Origin of the sequence: Nocardia sp. BSTN01 (assembly GCF_015354405.1) — a bacterium.
GTDB lineage: Bacteria > Actinomycetota > Actinomycetes > Mycobacteriales > Mycobacteriaceae > Nocardia.
Genome location: NZ_JADKYP010000038.1, coordinates 5,142 through 20,918, shown reverse-complemented (window position 1 = coordinate 20,918; position 15,777 = coordinate 5,142). Strand labels below are relative to the sequence as shown.

Sequence of the window (15,777 nt, the reverse complement as noted above, 5' to 3'; positions counted from 1 at the left end):
TTCTCGGCCGTGCTGCGGCAGGTGCGTGAGGGTGATCTCGCCGCCTTCGCCCACGCCGACATCCCGTTCGAGCGCCTCGTCGAGGTGCTCGACCCGCCGCGTTCACAAGCCCACCATCCGCTGTTCCAGGTGGCGTTGTTCTTCCAGAACCTGAACCCGGTGACGATCGAGCTGGGTGAGCTGAGCGTCGGTGAGGTGCGCCTCGACACCGCGGTGAATCCGTTCGACCTGCAGGTCACGGTCACCGAACATGAGATCGGGTTCACCTATGCGACAGAGCTTTTCGACGCCACGACGATCGAGAGTCTGGCCGCCCGGTTCCTGCGGGTGATCGAGTCGGTCATCGACGATCCGCGACGCGTCGTCGGCGATATCGACCTGTTCGCCGCCGGTGAGCGCGAGCGCGTCCTCACCGAGTGGAACGACTCGGCGCATATCGGTTTCGGGGCGGAACTGCTGCTCGACGAGTTCGAAGCGCAGGCCGCGACCGCGCCGCAGCTGCCCGCCGTGCGCTACGTCCCGGACGACGGTTCGGCGCCGGCCGTCCTCACCTACGGTGAACTCGACAGCCGCAGCAACCGCCTCGCGCGCCACCTCATCGACGCCGGGGTGGGCCCGGAATCGCTGGTCGCCCTCTCGATCCGGCGCTCCCCGGCGTTGGTGGTGGCGATGTACGCCGTGCTCAAGGCCGGCGGTGCGTACGTCCCGATCGATCCCGACCATCCGGCCCAGCGCATCGCCCACATCCTGGATACCGCCCGGCCCGCGGTGCTGCTCACCACCACCGGCGCCGAGGTGGACTTCGCAGGCCCGACCGTCATGGTCGACACCGTCGCGCTCGACGCCTACCGCGACGATCCGATCGCGGTGAACGAACGCCACAGCCCGATGTACGCGAACCATCCGGCCTATGTGCTCTTCACCTCCGGTTCCACCGGAAAGCCCAAGGGCGTCACCATTACCCACGCGGCGATCGTCAATCAGATGACGTGGATGCAGGCCGAATACCGGCTCACCGCCGCGGACGTGTACCTGCAGAAGACCGCGACCACCTTCGACGTCTCGCTGTGGGGCTACTTCCTGCCGTTGCGGATCGGCGCCACCCTGGTTCTGGCCGCCCCGGACGGCCACCGCGATCCGGCCTATCTCGCCGACACCATCGCCGAATACGGCGTCACCGTCACCGATTTCGTGCCCTCGATGCTCAGCGTCTTCGCCGCCCAGGTCGCCCCGGCGCAGGTGCGGTCGCTGCGGCAGGTGTTCGTCATCGGTGAGGCATTGCCCGCCGAGACGGTGCGGGCGTTCGGCGCGATCAGCCCGGCGCGGCTGCACAACCTGTACGGGCCCACCGAGGCGGCCGTCTCCATCACCTACCGCGATGTCACCGGGGTGACCGACCGCCCGGCCCTGCCGATCGGCCGGCCAGAATGGAACAGCCGCGTCTACGTGCTGGATTCGCGGCTGCGGCCGACCCCGCCCGGCGTCGCGGGCGAGTTGTACCTGGCCGGCACCCAGCTGGCGCGCGGCTACTACGGCCGCGCCGACCTCACCGCCGACCGGTTCGTGGCCGATCCCTTCGGTGAGCCCGGTTCTCGCATGTACCGCACCGGCGATCTGGTGCGCTGGGACGTCAGTGGTGACACACCCGAGCTGATCTACCTCGGCCGCACCGACTTCCAGGTGAAATTCCGCGGCCAGCGCATCGAACTCGGTGAGATCGAGGCCGTGCTCGCGGCGGTGCCCAGTGTCGCCGCGGCGGCCGTGCGGATCGTGGCGGCTCCGGGTGGCGACCACCTCATCGGGTTCGTCACCTCGTCCGGCGCCGGATCCGCCGCCGCCCTCGGTGACCGGGCGCGCGACGCGGCCGTCGCCCAACTGCCCGGATATATGGTCCCCTCGGCCGTGGTCGCCCTGGACGCCTTCCCGCTCAACGCCTCCGACAAGCTCGATCGCGGCGCACTGCCCGATGCCGGAGACCCGCGGGTCGCGGCGGTCTTCGGCGGTGACGAATACCGCGAGCCGAGCACACCGGCCGAGCAGTTGGTCGCCGAGACCTTCGAACAGGTACTCGGCATCGAACGGGTCGGCGCCGACGACGACTTCTTCGCCCTCGGCGGCAATTCGCTCGTCGCGACCCGGGTCCTGGCCCGGCTGGGCGAGCGCCACGGCCGCCGCGTTCCGGTCCGCCTGCTGTTCGAACATCCGACCGTCGCCGGTCTGGCCGCCGCCATGATCGCCGGCACCGACGGCGTCGCGACCGAACTGGTCGGCCCGGTCGCCGCCGAACGCCCCGACGTCGTTCCGCTGGCGCCGGTGCAACAGGGCATGTGGTTCCTCAACCGCCTGGCCCCGGAGTCGGCGGCCGACAACATCGCGGTCGCGGTCCGCATCCTCGGCGATCTGGACGAGGCGACCATGCACGCCGCCTTCACCGATGTGGTCGCCCGCCACGAGGCGCTGCGCACCTACTACCCGCTCGATGCCGACGGCGCGGGCTGCCAGGTGGTCCTGTCGCCCGACCGGGCGCTTGTCGAATTCGAGACCCGGACCGGCGCCGCGGCGGAGCCGATCGCCGACTTCGCCGGACGCGGTTTCGACGTGACCTCCGCACCGCCGGTGCGGGCCCTGCTCCTGCGGGAATCCGAGACCAGCCACGTCTTCGTGGTGGTCGTCCATCACATCGCCGCCGACGGCTATTCGCTGAATCCGCTGTTGCGGGATCTGATCGCCGCCTATCTGGCCCGCCGCACCCGGACCGCGCCGAACTGGCCCGAACTGCCCGTGCAGTATGCGGATTACGCACTGTGGCAACAGGAGTCGCTGAACACCGCCGAGGCCGAACACCTCGACTTCTGGACCCGCACGCTGGCGGATCTGCCGGACGAACTCGCCCTGCCCGCCGATCGGCCGCGCCCGTCCGTGGCCTCGCGCCGGGGTGCGGTCGTGCGCGGTCGCATCGACGGCGCCGTCGCCGGTGCGGTCCACCGCCTCGCCAAGGCGCACGGCGCGACCCCGTTCATGGTCTGGCACGCCGCCCTGACCGTGCTGCTGGGCCGGCTGTCCGGCGGTGACGACATCACCGTCGGCACACCCGTCGCCGGACGCGGCGCCAGCGCACTGGACGAGCTGGTCGGCATGTTCGTCAACACCCTGACGCTGCGGACGAGGCCCCGGACCACCGACAGCTTCGATGCGGTACTCGACCACACGCGGGCCGTCGATCTGGCCGCATTCGCCCATGCGGCGCTGCCCTTCGACCGCGTGGTCGACGCCCTGGGCGTGACGCGCACGGCCGACCGCAACCCCCTGTTCACGGTGTCGCTGAGCTATCTCAACCTCGGCTCGCAGACCCACGCCGTGCCCGGACTGATCCTGGAACCGGTCGAATTCGACCGCCCGGTGGCCAAATTCGACCTCCAGTTCACCGTGTCGGACGAACTCGACGCCGACGGGCATCTGCCGCTCGAACTCGCCTACGCCACCGACCTGTACGACCCGGCCACCGCGGCCGGACTGCTGCGACGGCTGGGCCGGGTGATCGGTGCGGCCGTCGCCGAACCGCAGCGCGCCGTCGGCGATATCGACCTGCTGTCCCCGGCCGAACACGCCGCCCTGCTCGACGCCCGCCCCACCCCGTTCGTCGCCGCCCGCACCCTGGCGGAATTCCTGGCCGAGGCGGCCCGGCGCAACCCCACCGGTACCGCGCTGTGCGGCGACGGCCGGGACGTGAGCTACGCGGAACTGGATGCCGAGTCCAGCCGGTTGGCCCGGGTTCTGATCGAATCCGGTGTCGGCGCAGAGGATTTCGTCGCCATCGCGATCACCCGCTCGGTGCGGTGGGTGGTGGCCTGGTGGGCGGTGGCGAAGGCGGGAGCCGCCTTCCTGCCGGTCGATCCGGACTATCCGGCGGAACGGATCGCGCATATGCTCGCCGATTCCGGTGCGGCCGTGGGCATCACGACCGTCGCCGACGCCGCGGCCCTGCCCGGCACGGTGCGCGCGATCACCGTCGACGCGCCGGATATCGCCGCACGCCTGCGCACTACCTCTTCGGAGCCGATCGCGGCGCACGAACTGCTGCGCCCGGTCCGGTTGCAGAATCCGGCGTGGATGATCTACACCTCCGGCACGACCGGGAAGCCGAAGGGCGTCGTGGTGACGCACGGCGGTATCGGGGCGATCGTGGCCGCGCATCGCCGGCACTACCGGATCGACTCGGGCGCGCGGGTCCTGCACGCCTCCTCGCCGAGCTTCGACGCCTCGATGCTGGAACTGCTGATGGCCTTCGCGGGCTCGGCGACCGCCGTCATCGCGCCGGTCGGCGTCTACGGCGGCGACGAATTGACGGAATGGATGGCCGCCCAGCGTGTTTCACACGCCTTCATCACTCCCGCCGTACTGCGGACCCTCGACCCCGCCGCCCTGCCGCGGCTGCGGCGGCTGACGGTCGGTGGCGAGGCCTACGGTCCGGACCTGATGGCCCGCTGGGCCGCGGACCGCGAATTCCACAACACCTACGGCCCGACCGAAACCACCGTCTTCGCGACCGTGAGCGCCGTGAAGCGGCCGGGCGACCCGCTGGATATGGGCGCTGCGATCGCCGGGATGTCGGCGGTGGTGCTCGACGGGCGGCTGCGCCCGGTACCGGTCGGCGTCACCGGTGAGCTGTATCTGCGCGGACCGGGACTGGCGCGCGGCTACCACGCGCGGGCGGCGCTGACGGCCGAACGTTTCGTCGCCGATCCGCACGGCGCTGCGGGCGAGCGGCTCTACCGCACCGGTGATCTGGTGCGCTGGGTCGCGCGCGGCGAGGAATACGTCGTCGAATACGTGGGCCGCTCGGACCATCAGGTGAAGGTGCGCGGTCTGCGCATCGAACTGGGCGAGATCGACGCGGTGCTCGGCGCCCACGAGTCGGTCGAATTCGCCGCCACCCTGGGCCATCTCGATGGCACGGGGGAGACATCGCTGGTCGCCTACGTGGTCCCCGCGCCCGGGCACACCGTCGACGTGGACGACGTGGTGGCCCATGCCTCCCGCAGCCTCACCGCGTACATGGTGCCGGCCGCGATCATGGTCATCGACCGAATTCCGCTGACGCCGACCGGCAAACTGGACAGGAAGGCATTGCCGGAGCCGGTTTTCCGAGTCGCCGAATTCCGTGCCCCGCGCACCGCCGCCGAATCCACGGTCGCCGAGATCGTGGCCGGGGTGCTCGGTCTCGGCGAATCGCGACGCCTCGGCCTCGACGACGACTTCTTCGCGCTCGGTGGAAACTCGCTCACCGCAACCCGATTGGCGGCGCGGCTCGGCACGGCGTTCGACACGACGGTGCCCGTGCGCGCCGTCTTCGAACACCCCACGGTGGCCGCCCTGGCGTCGGTCGCCGCGGCGCCGGAGGGCGGGCCGGCCCGGGTGGCCCTGGCCCCGCGCGCTGTCGACGGGCCGGTACCGCTGTCGCTCGCACAGCAGCGCATGTGGCTGCTCAACCGGATGGACGAACATTCCGCCGCGTACACGATCCCGCTGGCCATGCGATTGAGCGGCGATCTCGACGTGGCCGCGCTGAACGCCGCGTTCGCCGATGTGGTGGCCCGGCACGAGGTGCTGCGCACGGTCTATCCGCAGACCGAGGCCGGGCCGGTGCAGGTGATCCTGCCCGTCGCCGACGCCCCCGCGCCGCGGTTGGCGCCGATGCCGCTGCCCGGTGCCGACATGCTCGATGCGGTATCGCAGTTCGTCACCGAGCCGTTCGACGTGACGGCCGCGGTGCCGCTGCGGGCCCGGCTGCTCGTCGTCACCGACGCACCGGGCAGCGAGTACATCCTCGTCGTGGCCGTCCATCACATCGCCGCCGACGGTTCCTCGCTGGTCCCCCTGGCCCGGGACGTGATGACGGCCTACGCCGCCCGTCGCACCGGGACCGCGCCCGGCTGGACGCCGCTGCCCGTCCAGTACGCCGACTTCGCGCTCTGGCAGCGGGAGGTGCTCGGCTCCGAGGACGATCCGGATTCGCCGGCCACCCGGCAGATCGGCTACTGGACGCACGCGCTGGCGGGACTGCCCGACCAGCTGGCGCTGCCCACCGATCGGCCGCGCCCGGCGACGGTCTCCACCGCCGGCGACACCGTGGACTTCACCGTGGACGAGGCGACACACACCCGCCTGATCGAGATCGGCCGCACCCACGGCGCGACGCTGTTCATGGTGATGCACGCCGCCTTCGCGACCCTGCTGTCGCGGCTGGCCGCCTCGACGGATATCGCGATCGGCACGCCCGTCGCGGGCCGCGGCGACCGCGCTCTCGACGAGTTGGTCGGCATGTTCGTCAACACCCTGGTACTGCGCACCGAGGTCGATCCGGGCGCCGGCTTCGCCACACTGCTCGCCGGCGTGCGCGACGGCGATCTGGCCGCCTTCTCCCATGCCGACATCCCGTTCGAGCGGTTGGTCGAGGTGCTCAACCCGGTCCGGTCGACCGCCCGGCATCCGCTGTTCCAGGTCGGCTTCTCCTTCCACAACCAGGCCGCCGCGGAGTTCGCGCTGGACGGATTGACGGTGAGCGCGGCGGATTTCGACACCGCCGTCTCGCAGTTCGATCTGCATCTGGTGATCACCGACCGCTACGACGCGTCCGGTGCGCCGCTCGGCATGGCCGCCTCCCTGACCTACGCCACCGCGCTCTTCGACGCGCCCACCGTGGCCGGCTTCGGTGAGCGGCTGCTGCGGCTGCTGGACGCCGTCTGTGCCGATCCGGCCCGGGCCGTCGGCTCGGTGGATCTGCTCGCACCGCAGGAGCGGATGCGGATTCTGCGCACCTGGAACGACACCGCCGAACCCGGTTGCGCGACAACGCTTCCCGCGCTGTGGAACGCGACGGTCGCGGCCGCCGGTACCGCGCCGGCGCTGATCATCGATCGCGACGGCGCCGGTGAACCGGTGACCTATGCCGAACTCTCGGCGCAGGTCAATCGGCTCGCCCGGCATCTCATCGCGCTGGGCGTCGGCCCGGAGACCCGGGTCGCGCTGGCCCTGCGCCGATCCCGCGAGCTGATCGCCGCCATGTACGCGGTGGGTGTCGCCGGTGGTGCGTATGTGCCGGTCGATCCGGACCAGCCGGCCGAACGCGTCGGCTACATCCTCTCTACCGCCGCTCCGCTGTGTGTGCTGACCACCTCGGATATCGCACCGACGCTGCACGACGACACGGTGCGAGTGGTGGACGTCGACGCCGTACCGGATCTGCCCACCGCCCCGGTGACCGATCGGGACCGCCGTGCTCCGCTGCTGCCGCAGCACCCGGCCTATATCGTCTTCACCTCCGGATCGACGGGCCGGCCGAAGGGCGTCACCGTCTCCCATGAGGCGATCGTCAATCAGTTGCGCTGGAAGACAGCAGAATTCGGACTGGGCGCCGACGATGCGGTGTTGCTGAAGACCGCCGCCACCTTCGACCTCTCGGTGTGGGAGTTCTGGTCCGCCGCCGTCTCCGGCGGCCGGCTCGTGGTCGCCGCACCGGACGGCCACCGAGATCCCGCCTACCTCGACGAGCTGATGCGGCGCGAGCAGGTGACCACGCTGCATGTCGTCCCGTCGATGCTCGACGCGCTGCTCACCGCCTCCGGCGGCAGCCTGCCGGCCTCGCTGCGCCGCGTCCTCGCCATCGGTGAGGCCCTGCCCGCCACCACGGCGCAGCGCGTGCGTCGCGACAGTTCCGCCCGGCTGTACAACCTCTACGGCCCGACTGAGGCCGCGGTCTCGATCACCGTCCACGCCGTCGACGACACCGATACGGTGACCGTCCCGATCGGCCGCCCGGAGGCCAACAGCCGGGTGTACGTGCTGGATTCGCGGCTGTTGCCGGTGCCGGTGGGCGTGCCCGGTGAGCTGTATCTCGCCGGTGCGCAGCTGGCTCGCGGCTATCACGGCCGTGCCGATCTGACCGCGGAACGGTTCGTGGCCGATCCGTTCGAACCCGGAACGCGCATGTATCGCACCGGCGACGTGGTGGCGTGGAACGCGGCCGGCGAACTCGAATACCGGGGCCGCACCGATTTCCAGGTGAAGGTGCGGGGCTTCCGCATCGAACTCGGCGAAATCGAGGCGGCGCTGCTCGCGCTGCCGGCGCTCGCGCAGGTCGCCGTGCTGGCGGTATCCGATCCGCGCACCGCCGACCGGCTGGTCGCCTACCTCGTCCCGTCCGCCGGGGATATCGACGTCGCCGACGTGAAAAAGGCGCTGGCACAGACACTTCCGTCGTACATGGTGCCCGAGGCGTTCGTCGTCCTGGACGCGCTGCCGCTCACGGTGAACGGCAAGCTGGACCGGGCCGCGCTGCCCCGCCCCGCCTTCGAGGCGACGGCCTACCGCGCCCCCGCCACCCCGGTGGAACAGACGATCGCCGACATCTACGCCGAGGTGCTGGGGCTGCCCCGGGTCGGTGCCGACGACGATTTCTTCGCCCTCGGCGGCAACTCGCTGCTGGCCACCCAGGTATCGGCCCGCCTCGGCGCGGCCCTGGACGCCCGGATTCCGGTCCGGCTGCTGTTCGAGGCATCGACGGTGGCCGCGCTCGCGGTGCGGGTGGACGGCCACATCGGCTCCGGCGGCCGCACGGCGCTGACCGCCGGACCGCGGCCCGAGGCGCTGCCGCTGTCGCTGGCGCAGCAGCGGATGTGGTTCCTCAACCAGTTCGAACCGGAATCCGCGGCCTACAACGTGCCCGCCGCCGTGCGGTTGCGCGGACAGCTGCAGGTCGACGCACTGCAGCAGGCCGTGCTCGACGTGCTGAGCCGGCACGAGGTGTTGCGTACCGTCTACCCGCAGACGGCCGAGGGCGTCGTGCAGCACATCCTGCCGGCCTCGCAGGTGGGTGCGGATCTCACGCCGCGGCCGGTCGGCGCGCAGGAGGTCGCGGCGCGCATCACCGAGCTGGCCGCGGCCGGGTTCGACGTGAGCTCCGAGGTGCCGATCCGCGTTGCGCTGCTGCGGCTTTCGTCCGACGAGCACGTGCTGGTGTTCGTGGTGCATCACATCGCCGCCGACGGCTGGTCCATGCGGCCGCTGACCCGCGATGTGATGCTCGCCTATACCGCCCGCCGCGTGGGCGAGGCTCCGCAGTGGTCCCCGCTGCCGGTGCAGTACGCGGATTACGCGTTGTGGCAGCGGCAGGTGCTCGGTTCGGAAGACGATGCGCGAAGCCTGATCTCGACGCAGGCCCGCTACTGGCGCGAGCAGCTGGCCGGTCTGCCGGACGAGGTGAATCTGCCCGCCGATCGCCCACGTCCGGCGGTGCAGTCCGCGCGCGGCGGACGAGTGGTGTTCCCCCTCTCGGGGCAGCTGCGCACGGATCTGGCCGAGCTGGGCCGCGCCCACAACGCGACACTGTTCATGGTCGTGCACGCCGCGTGGGCGCTGTTCGTGGCGCGGATGGCCGGTGCCGACGACGTCGCCGTCGGTACCCCGATCGCGGGCCGCGGCGAGGCCGAACTCGACGATGTGGTCGGCATGTTCGTCAACACCCTCGTGCTGCGCACCCGGGTGCCGGGCGAGGTGAGCTTCGCCGAATTGCTCCGCACCGCACGCGATACCGACCTGCAGGCGTTCGGACACGCCGATCTGCCGTTCGAGCGGTTGGTGGAGCTGGTGAATCCGGAGCGCTCCACGGCACGCCATCCGCTGTTCCAGGTGATGCTGACCTTCCAGAACCTGCCGCAGCGCGATGTGGCACTGCCCGGCCTGCGGGTCGAGGCCGTCGATTTCGACTTCGACGCCGAACAGTTCGATCTCTCGCTGACCGTGCAGGAGACCGGGGAGGGACTGCTCGCCGACCTCTCGTACGCGCGTGATCTGTTCGACCACACCACCGTCGAGTCGTTCGCCCGGCGCTTCACCGGACTGCTCGCGGCCGTGGCCGCGACCCCGGAGCAGCCCGTCGGCAGCCTGCCGCTGCTGTCCGAGGCGGAGTACGAGCAGTTCACCCGGATGGACGGCGGACCGGTCCTCGCCGACGGGCTGCTGCCGGAGATCTTCACGCGCGGCCTGCGTTACGGTGCCGACCGGGTCGCGGTGCGCATCGACGGCCGATCGGTGACCTACGGGGAGCTGGACCGGCAGTCCTCACAGCTGGCCCGGATGCTCATCGACGCGGGTGTCGGGCCGGAGCGGTCGGTGGCGATCGCGCTGCCGCGCTCCTACGAGATGATCGCCGCGGTCTGGGCGGTCGCGAAGGCCGGCGGCGCGTACGTGCCGGTCGATCCGAGCTACCCACCCGATCGGGTGCGACACATGGTGGTTGACTCCGCCGCCGTAATCGGTATCACCACAGGTGAATTCGCCGCCGATCTGCCTGCGGCGGCCATCACCTGGTTGGCACTGGACGACGACGCCACCGCCGCCGCCTGCGCGCGCCGATCGGCCGATCCGATCACCGACGCCGACCGCCTTCGTCCGCTGCGCCCGGACAACGCCGCCTACACCATCTACACCTCGGGTTCGACCGGTCTGCCGAAGGGTGTGACGGTCACGCACCGGCGGGTCGCCAATCTGGCCGCCCATGCCACCCGGCTGTGCCGGGTGCAACCGCGGCACCGCTTCCTGCACGTCTGCTCGCCGAGTTTCGACCAGTCGCTGGAGGAGTGGCTGCTGACCTTCGGCAGCGGAGCCACCCTGGTCATCGCGCCGCCGTCGGTGCTGGGCGGACAGGAACTCGCCGATCTGCTGCGCGACGAGCGGGTCACCCACACCATGATCACTCCGGCCATGCTGGCCACCGTGGATCCGTCCGGACTGCCCGACCTCGAGGTCGTCGGCGCCGGCGGCGACGCGACCACGCCGGAACTGCTGGCCAAATGGCAGCCCGGCCGCCGCTTCGTCAACAGTTACGGCCCGACCGAGGCCACCATCTCCTCCGCGTACGCGGTCCTGGTCGCGGGCGTGCCGATCACCATCGGCACCCCGGTGCCGGGCACGACCACGCTTGTGCTCGACGCGCGGATGCAGCCGGTGCCGCCCGGTGTCGCGGGTGAGCTGTACGTCGTGGGTGCGGCCCTGGCCCGCGGTTACCACGCCCGGGCGGGACTGAGCGCCGGCCGTTTCGTCGCCTGCCCGTGGGGTGCGCCCGGCACCCGGATGTATCGCACCGGCGACCTGGTCCGCTGGATCGTGGGCGGCACGGGCGAGTGGGAGCTGGAATATCTGGGCCGCACCGACTTCCAGGTCAAGGTGCGCGGCTTCCGCATCGAACTCGGCGAGATCGACGCGGTGCTCACCGGCCACGACGACATCGATTTCGCGGTCACCCTGGGCCGCGAGACACCGGCCGGGGCCACGGCACTGGTGTCGTATGTGCGTGCGGCGCCGGGACGTTCGATCGATCCGCAGCAGGTGACCGCCTACGCCGCGCGCAGTCTGCCGTCGCATATGGTCCCGGCCGCGGTCGTCGTCCTCGACCGCGTGCCGCTCACCCCGGTGGGCAAATTGGATCGAAAGGCGTTGCCGGAACCACAGTTCCAGGCGCGGCCGTATCGCGAACCGGCCACGCCGCAGCAGCGTCTGGTCGCCGCGGTGCTCGCCGAGGCGCTCGGCGTGCCACGGGTCGGCGCCGACGACGATTTCTTCGAACTCGGCGGCAACTCACTCATCGCCACCCAGGTCGTCGCGCGCCTGGGCGCCCGGACGGCGACCCGGATCCCGGTGCGCACGGTGTTCGAGGCGCCGACGGTGCGTGCGCTGGCCGAACGGCTCGCCGCCCACGCCGGTACGGCGAGGGTCGCGCTCACCGCCCGGCCCCGGCCGCAACGGATCCCGTTGTCACCGGCGCAGCAGCGGATGTGGCTGCTCAACCGCTTGGATCCCGCCTCCGCGGCCTACACCGTGCCGTTCGCGGTGCGCCTGACCGGTGCGGTGGACGCCGCGGCGCTCGAGCTCGCCGTCGCCGATGTGGTCGAGCGGCACGAGGTGTTGCGGACCGTCTACCCGCAGGCCGACGACGGACCGTTCCAGCACATCCTGGCCTGCGCCGACGCCGAGTTCACGGTCGGATCGGTAACCGCCGACGAGGCGGAAAGCGCAGTCGCGCAATTGCTTTCGCGCCCCTTCGACGTCACGTGTGACATTCCGGTGCGAGCGGCGCTGCTGCGGGTCACGGACTCCTGCGAGCACATCCTGGTGCTGTCGATGCACCACATCTGCGCCGACGGCGCCTCCGCCGTGCCGCTGACCCGGGATCTGCTGACCGCCTACGCGGCGCGCACGGCCGGTGCGGCGCCGCGATGGTCCCCGCTGCCGCTGCAGTACGCCGATTACGCACTGTGGCAGCGCGAACTGCTCGGTGCGGAGGACGATCCGCGGTCGCTGGTCGCGGGTCAGCTCGCACACTGGCGATCCGCCCTCGCGGATCTGCCCGAACAGTTGCCACTGCCCACGGACCGGCCGCGCCCGAAGATGCAGTCGCTACGAGGCCGGGCGCTGACGTTCGAGATCGGCGCCGAGCGGCATGCCGCCCTGCACCGGTTGGCGCGTACCCGGCACGCCTCCCTGTTCATGGTGGTCCGCGCCGCGCTGTCGATCCTGCTGGCCCGGCTCGCCGCCACCGAGGATGTCGCGGTCGGTGCGCCCATCGCGGGCCGGGGCGAGGCGGAACTCGACGACCTGATCGGCATGTTCGTCAACACCCTCGTCCTCCGGGCAAGGGTCGCGCCGCAGGCATCGTTCGCCGAGCTGCTCGACCAGGTGCGCGAGACGGATCTGGCGGCCTTCGCCAACAGCGATGTGCCGTTCGAGCGGCTGGTGGAACTGCTCGGTCCGGTCCGGTCGACGGCACGGCATCCGCTGTTCCAGGTGGGTCTGTCGTTCCAGAACCTGAATCGGACCGACGTGCGGCTGCCCGGCGTGACGGTCGGCGAACTCGAGGTCGACACGCGCACATCGCAATTCGATCTGCACTGGTATCTGACGGACACCTACGACGAGCAGGGCGCCCCGGCGGGCATCTCCGCCGCCGTCACCTATGCCACCGACCTGTTCGACCCGGCCACGGTGCAGAACTTCGTGCAGCGCTTCCTGCGGGTGATCGACCGGGTCGCCGCCGACGCGGAGGTCGCGATCGGCGATATCGACCTGCTGGACGACGCCGAACGTACCCGCATTCTGGTCGACTACAACGACACCGCGCGGGAGCTGTCACCCGTCTCGGGCGGCGACCATCCGGACACGCTGACCGCCCGGTTCGCGGCCGCGGTGGCCGCATATCCGGAGGCGGTGGCACTCGCCGAGGACCGTGCGGGAAGCACTGTGGCACAACGGGTTCTGACCTACACCGAATTCGATGCCCGGAGCAACCGGCTGGCGCGGTATCTGATCGGCCGGGGGATCGGCCCGGAGCAGCGGGTGGCGGTGGCGCTGCCGCGCTCGGTCGAGCTGCTGACCGCCGTCTACGCGGTACTCAAGGCCGGCGCCGCCTACGTCCCGATCGATCCGGATCAGCCGGACGAGCGCATTCGTCACATCCTCGATACCGCGACACCGGATTGTGTGCTGGCGCTCGCGGATTCGACCATCGACGGCGCGCTCGCCCTGGATCGGCTGGACCTCACAAACTACAGCGACGCCGCCGTCACCGATGCGGACCGGGTACGCCCGTTGTGTCCCGACGCCGTCGCCTACGTGATCTTCACCTCCGGGTCGACGGGCCGCCCGAAGGGTGTGGCGGTCAGCCACCGGGCGATCGTGAACCGGTTGGTGTGGATGCAGTCGGAATACCGGCTCGACACCGACGATGTGGTGCTGCAGAAGACGCCCGTCACTTTCGACGTGTCGGTGTGGGAGTTGTTCTGGCCGTTGCAGATCGGCGCGAGGCTGGTGCTGGCCACACCGCAGGGACACCGCGATCCCGCATACCTGGCCCGCCTGATCGCGGCCGAATCGGTCACCACCGTGCATTTCGTACCGTCGATGCTGGCGGTGTTCGTCGCCGAGTCGGCGGCCGGGGCCGGGAGCTCGCTGCGGCGGGTATTCGCTTCCGGCGAGGCGCTACCGCCGGCGGTGGCGCAGCGGTTGCGGACGCTGACCGGCGCCCGGTTGCACAACCTCTACGGGCCGACCGAGGCCGCGGTGGACGTGACATACCACGAGGTCACCGATGCCGACACCGCTGTGGTGCCGATCGGACGGCCGGTCTTCAACACCCGTGTCTACGTGCTGGATTCGCGACTGCGCCCGGTACCGGCGGGTGTCACCGGCGAGCTGTACCTCGCCGGGACCCAGCTGGCGCGCGGATATCTCGCGCGCGCCGATCTGACCGCGGACCGGTTCGTGGCCGACCCCTTCGTGGGTGAGTCCGGGGGCATGGGCGGGGCTTTCGGGGAACGCATGTACCGCACCGGCGATCTGGTGGTGTGGAACGCCGACGGTGAGCTGGAGTACCGCGGCCGCTCGGACTTCCAGGTGAAGCTGCGCGGGCTGCGGATCGAGCCCGGGGAGATCGAGGCGGCGCTGGTCGCGCAGCCCGAGGTCGCTCAGGCCGTCGCACTGGTGCGCGGTGACGACGGTGCGGACCAGCAGGTGGTGGCCTATGTGGTCGCCGAGGCCGGTCATGCCGTCGACGCCGATCGGCTGCGGACCGAACTCGCGCGGCGTCTGCCCGGCTACATGGTTCCGGCGGCCGTGGTCGTCCTCGACGAACTTCCGGTGAACGCGTCCGGCAAGCTCGACCGCCGCGCCCTACCGGCGCCGGCGCGCGCGGTGCGCGAATTCCGCGCGCCGCGGACCCCGGCCGAGGCGCTGGTCTGCACCACCTTCGCGCAGGTGCTGGGTGTGGAGCGGATCGGCCTGGAGGACAACTTCTTCGAATTGGGCGGCACCTCGCTCTCGGCGACCACGCTCGCGGCGCGGCTGAGTGCGGCCCTGGAGCGGCAGGTGCCGGTGCTGACGCTGTTCGCCGCGCCGACGCCCGCGGCAGTGCTGGCCGACCTGGACCGGGCGACGGGCGAGATCGATCCCGGCGCCGCCTTCGACGTGCTGCTTCCGTTGCGGCGCAACGGTATCGGCGAGCCGCTGTTCTGTGTGCATCCGGTCGGCGGTGTGTCCTGGTCGTTCGCCGGACTGGCCGCCTCGGTGCAGCGGCCGCTCTACGGTCTGCAATCGCCGGCGCTGAGCGGGGAGGAGTTGCCCGGCACCGTCGAACAGTGGGCGCGGCGTTATGTCGAGGCGATCCGCTCGGTGCAGCCGGAAGGGCCCTATCACCTGCTGGGCTGGTCGCTCGGCGGTGTGCTCGCCCATGCCGTCGCGGTGCAATTGCAGGAGGAGGGTGAGCGGGTCGGCCTGCTGGCCGTGATGGACAGCCGATTCGGCGAACCGGATGCCGACGAGTCCGAGCCGGTCGCGACGGCAGAACTGCTGGGCGGCTTGCTGGGGGAGCGCTTCGAGGAGTTCGGCGCCGCCATGCCGGACGATCCCGCCGCGATCCTGAACGCGCTGCCCGAACCGTTGGCGTCGCTGGGCCGGGAGCGGATCACCGCCGTCCTCGAGGCGGCGCTGGGATCGGTCGATCTGGCCGCCGCCTATCGGCCCCGGATCTACCGCGGCGATCTGACGTACTTCGTCGCCGCCCACGACGCCTCGAGCGAGCCGGCCGCCGAACGGTGGATACCGGCGGTCACTGGCACGGTGCGGCGCCACCACCTGCCCACCACCCACTGGCGCATGACTTCCGCGGAATCGTTGCGACGCATCGGCGCGGTAGTCGGCGAACACCCGGACGACGGCGAAACGGTCTGA

General features: G+C 71.0%; 1 protein-coding gene (cut by a window edge). It reads left to right on the top strand.

Annotated features, from left to right (window positions below; genetic code table 11):
• A protein-coding gene (locus tag IRT45_RS25380) for a non-ribosomal peptide synthase/polyketide synthase (protein ID WP_194808386.1) crosses the window boundary here: on the top strand, nucleotides 1-15,777 show its 3' portion. 15,969 nt of this gene lie to the left of the window's left edge; only the last 15,777 of its 31,746 coding nucleotides appear in the window; its start codon lies beyond the left edge, outside the window; its stop codon occupies nucleotides 15,775-15,777.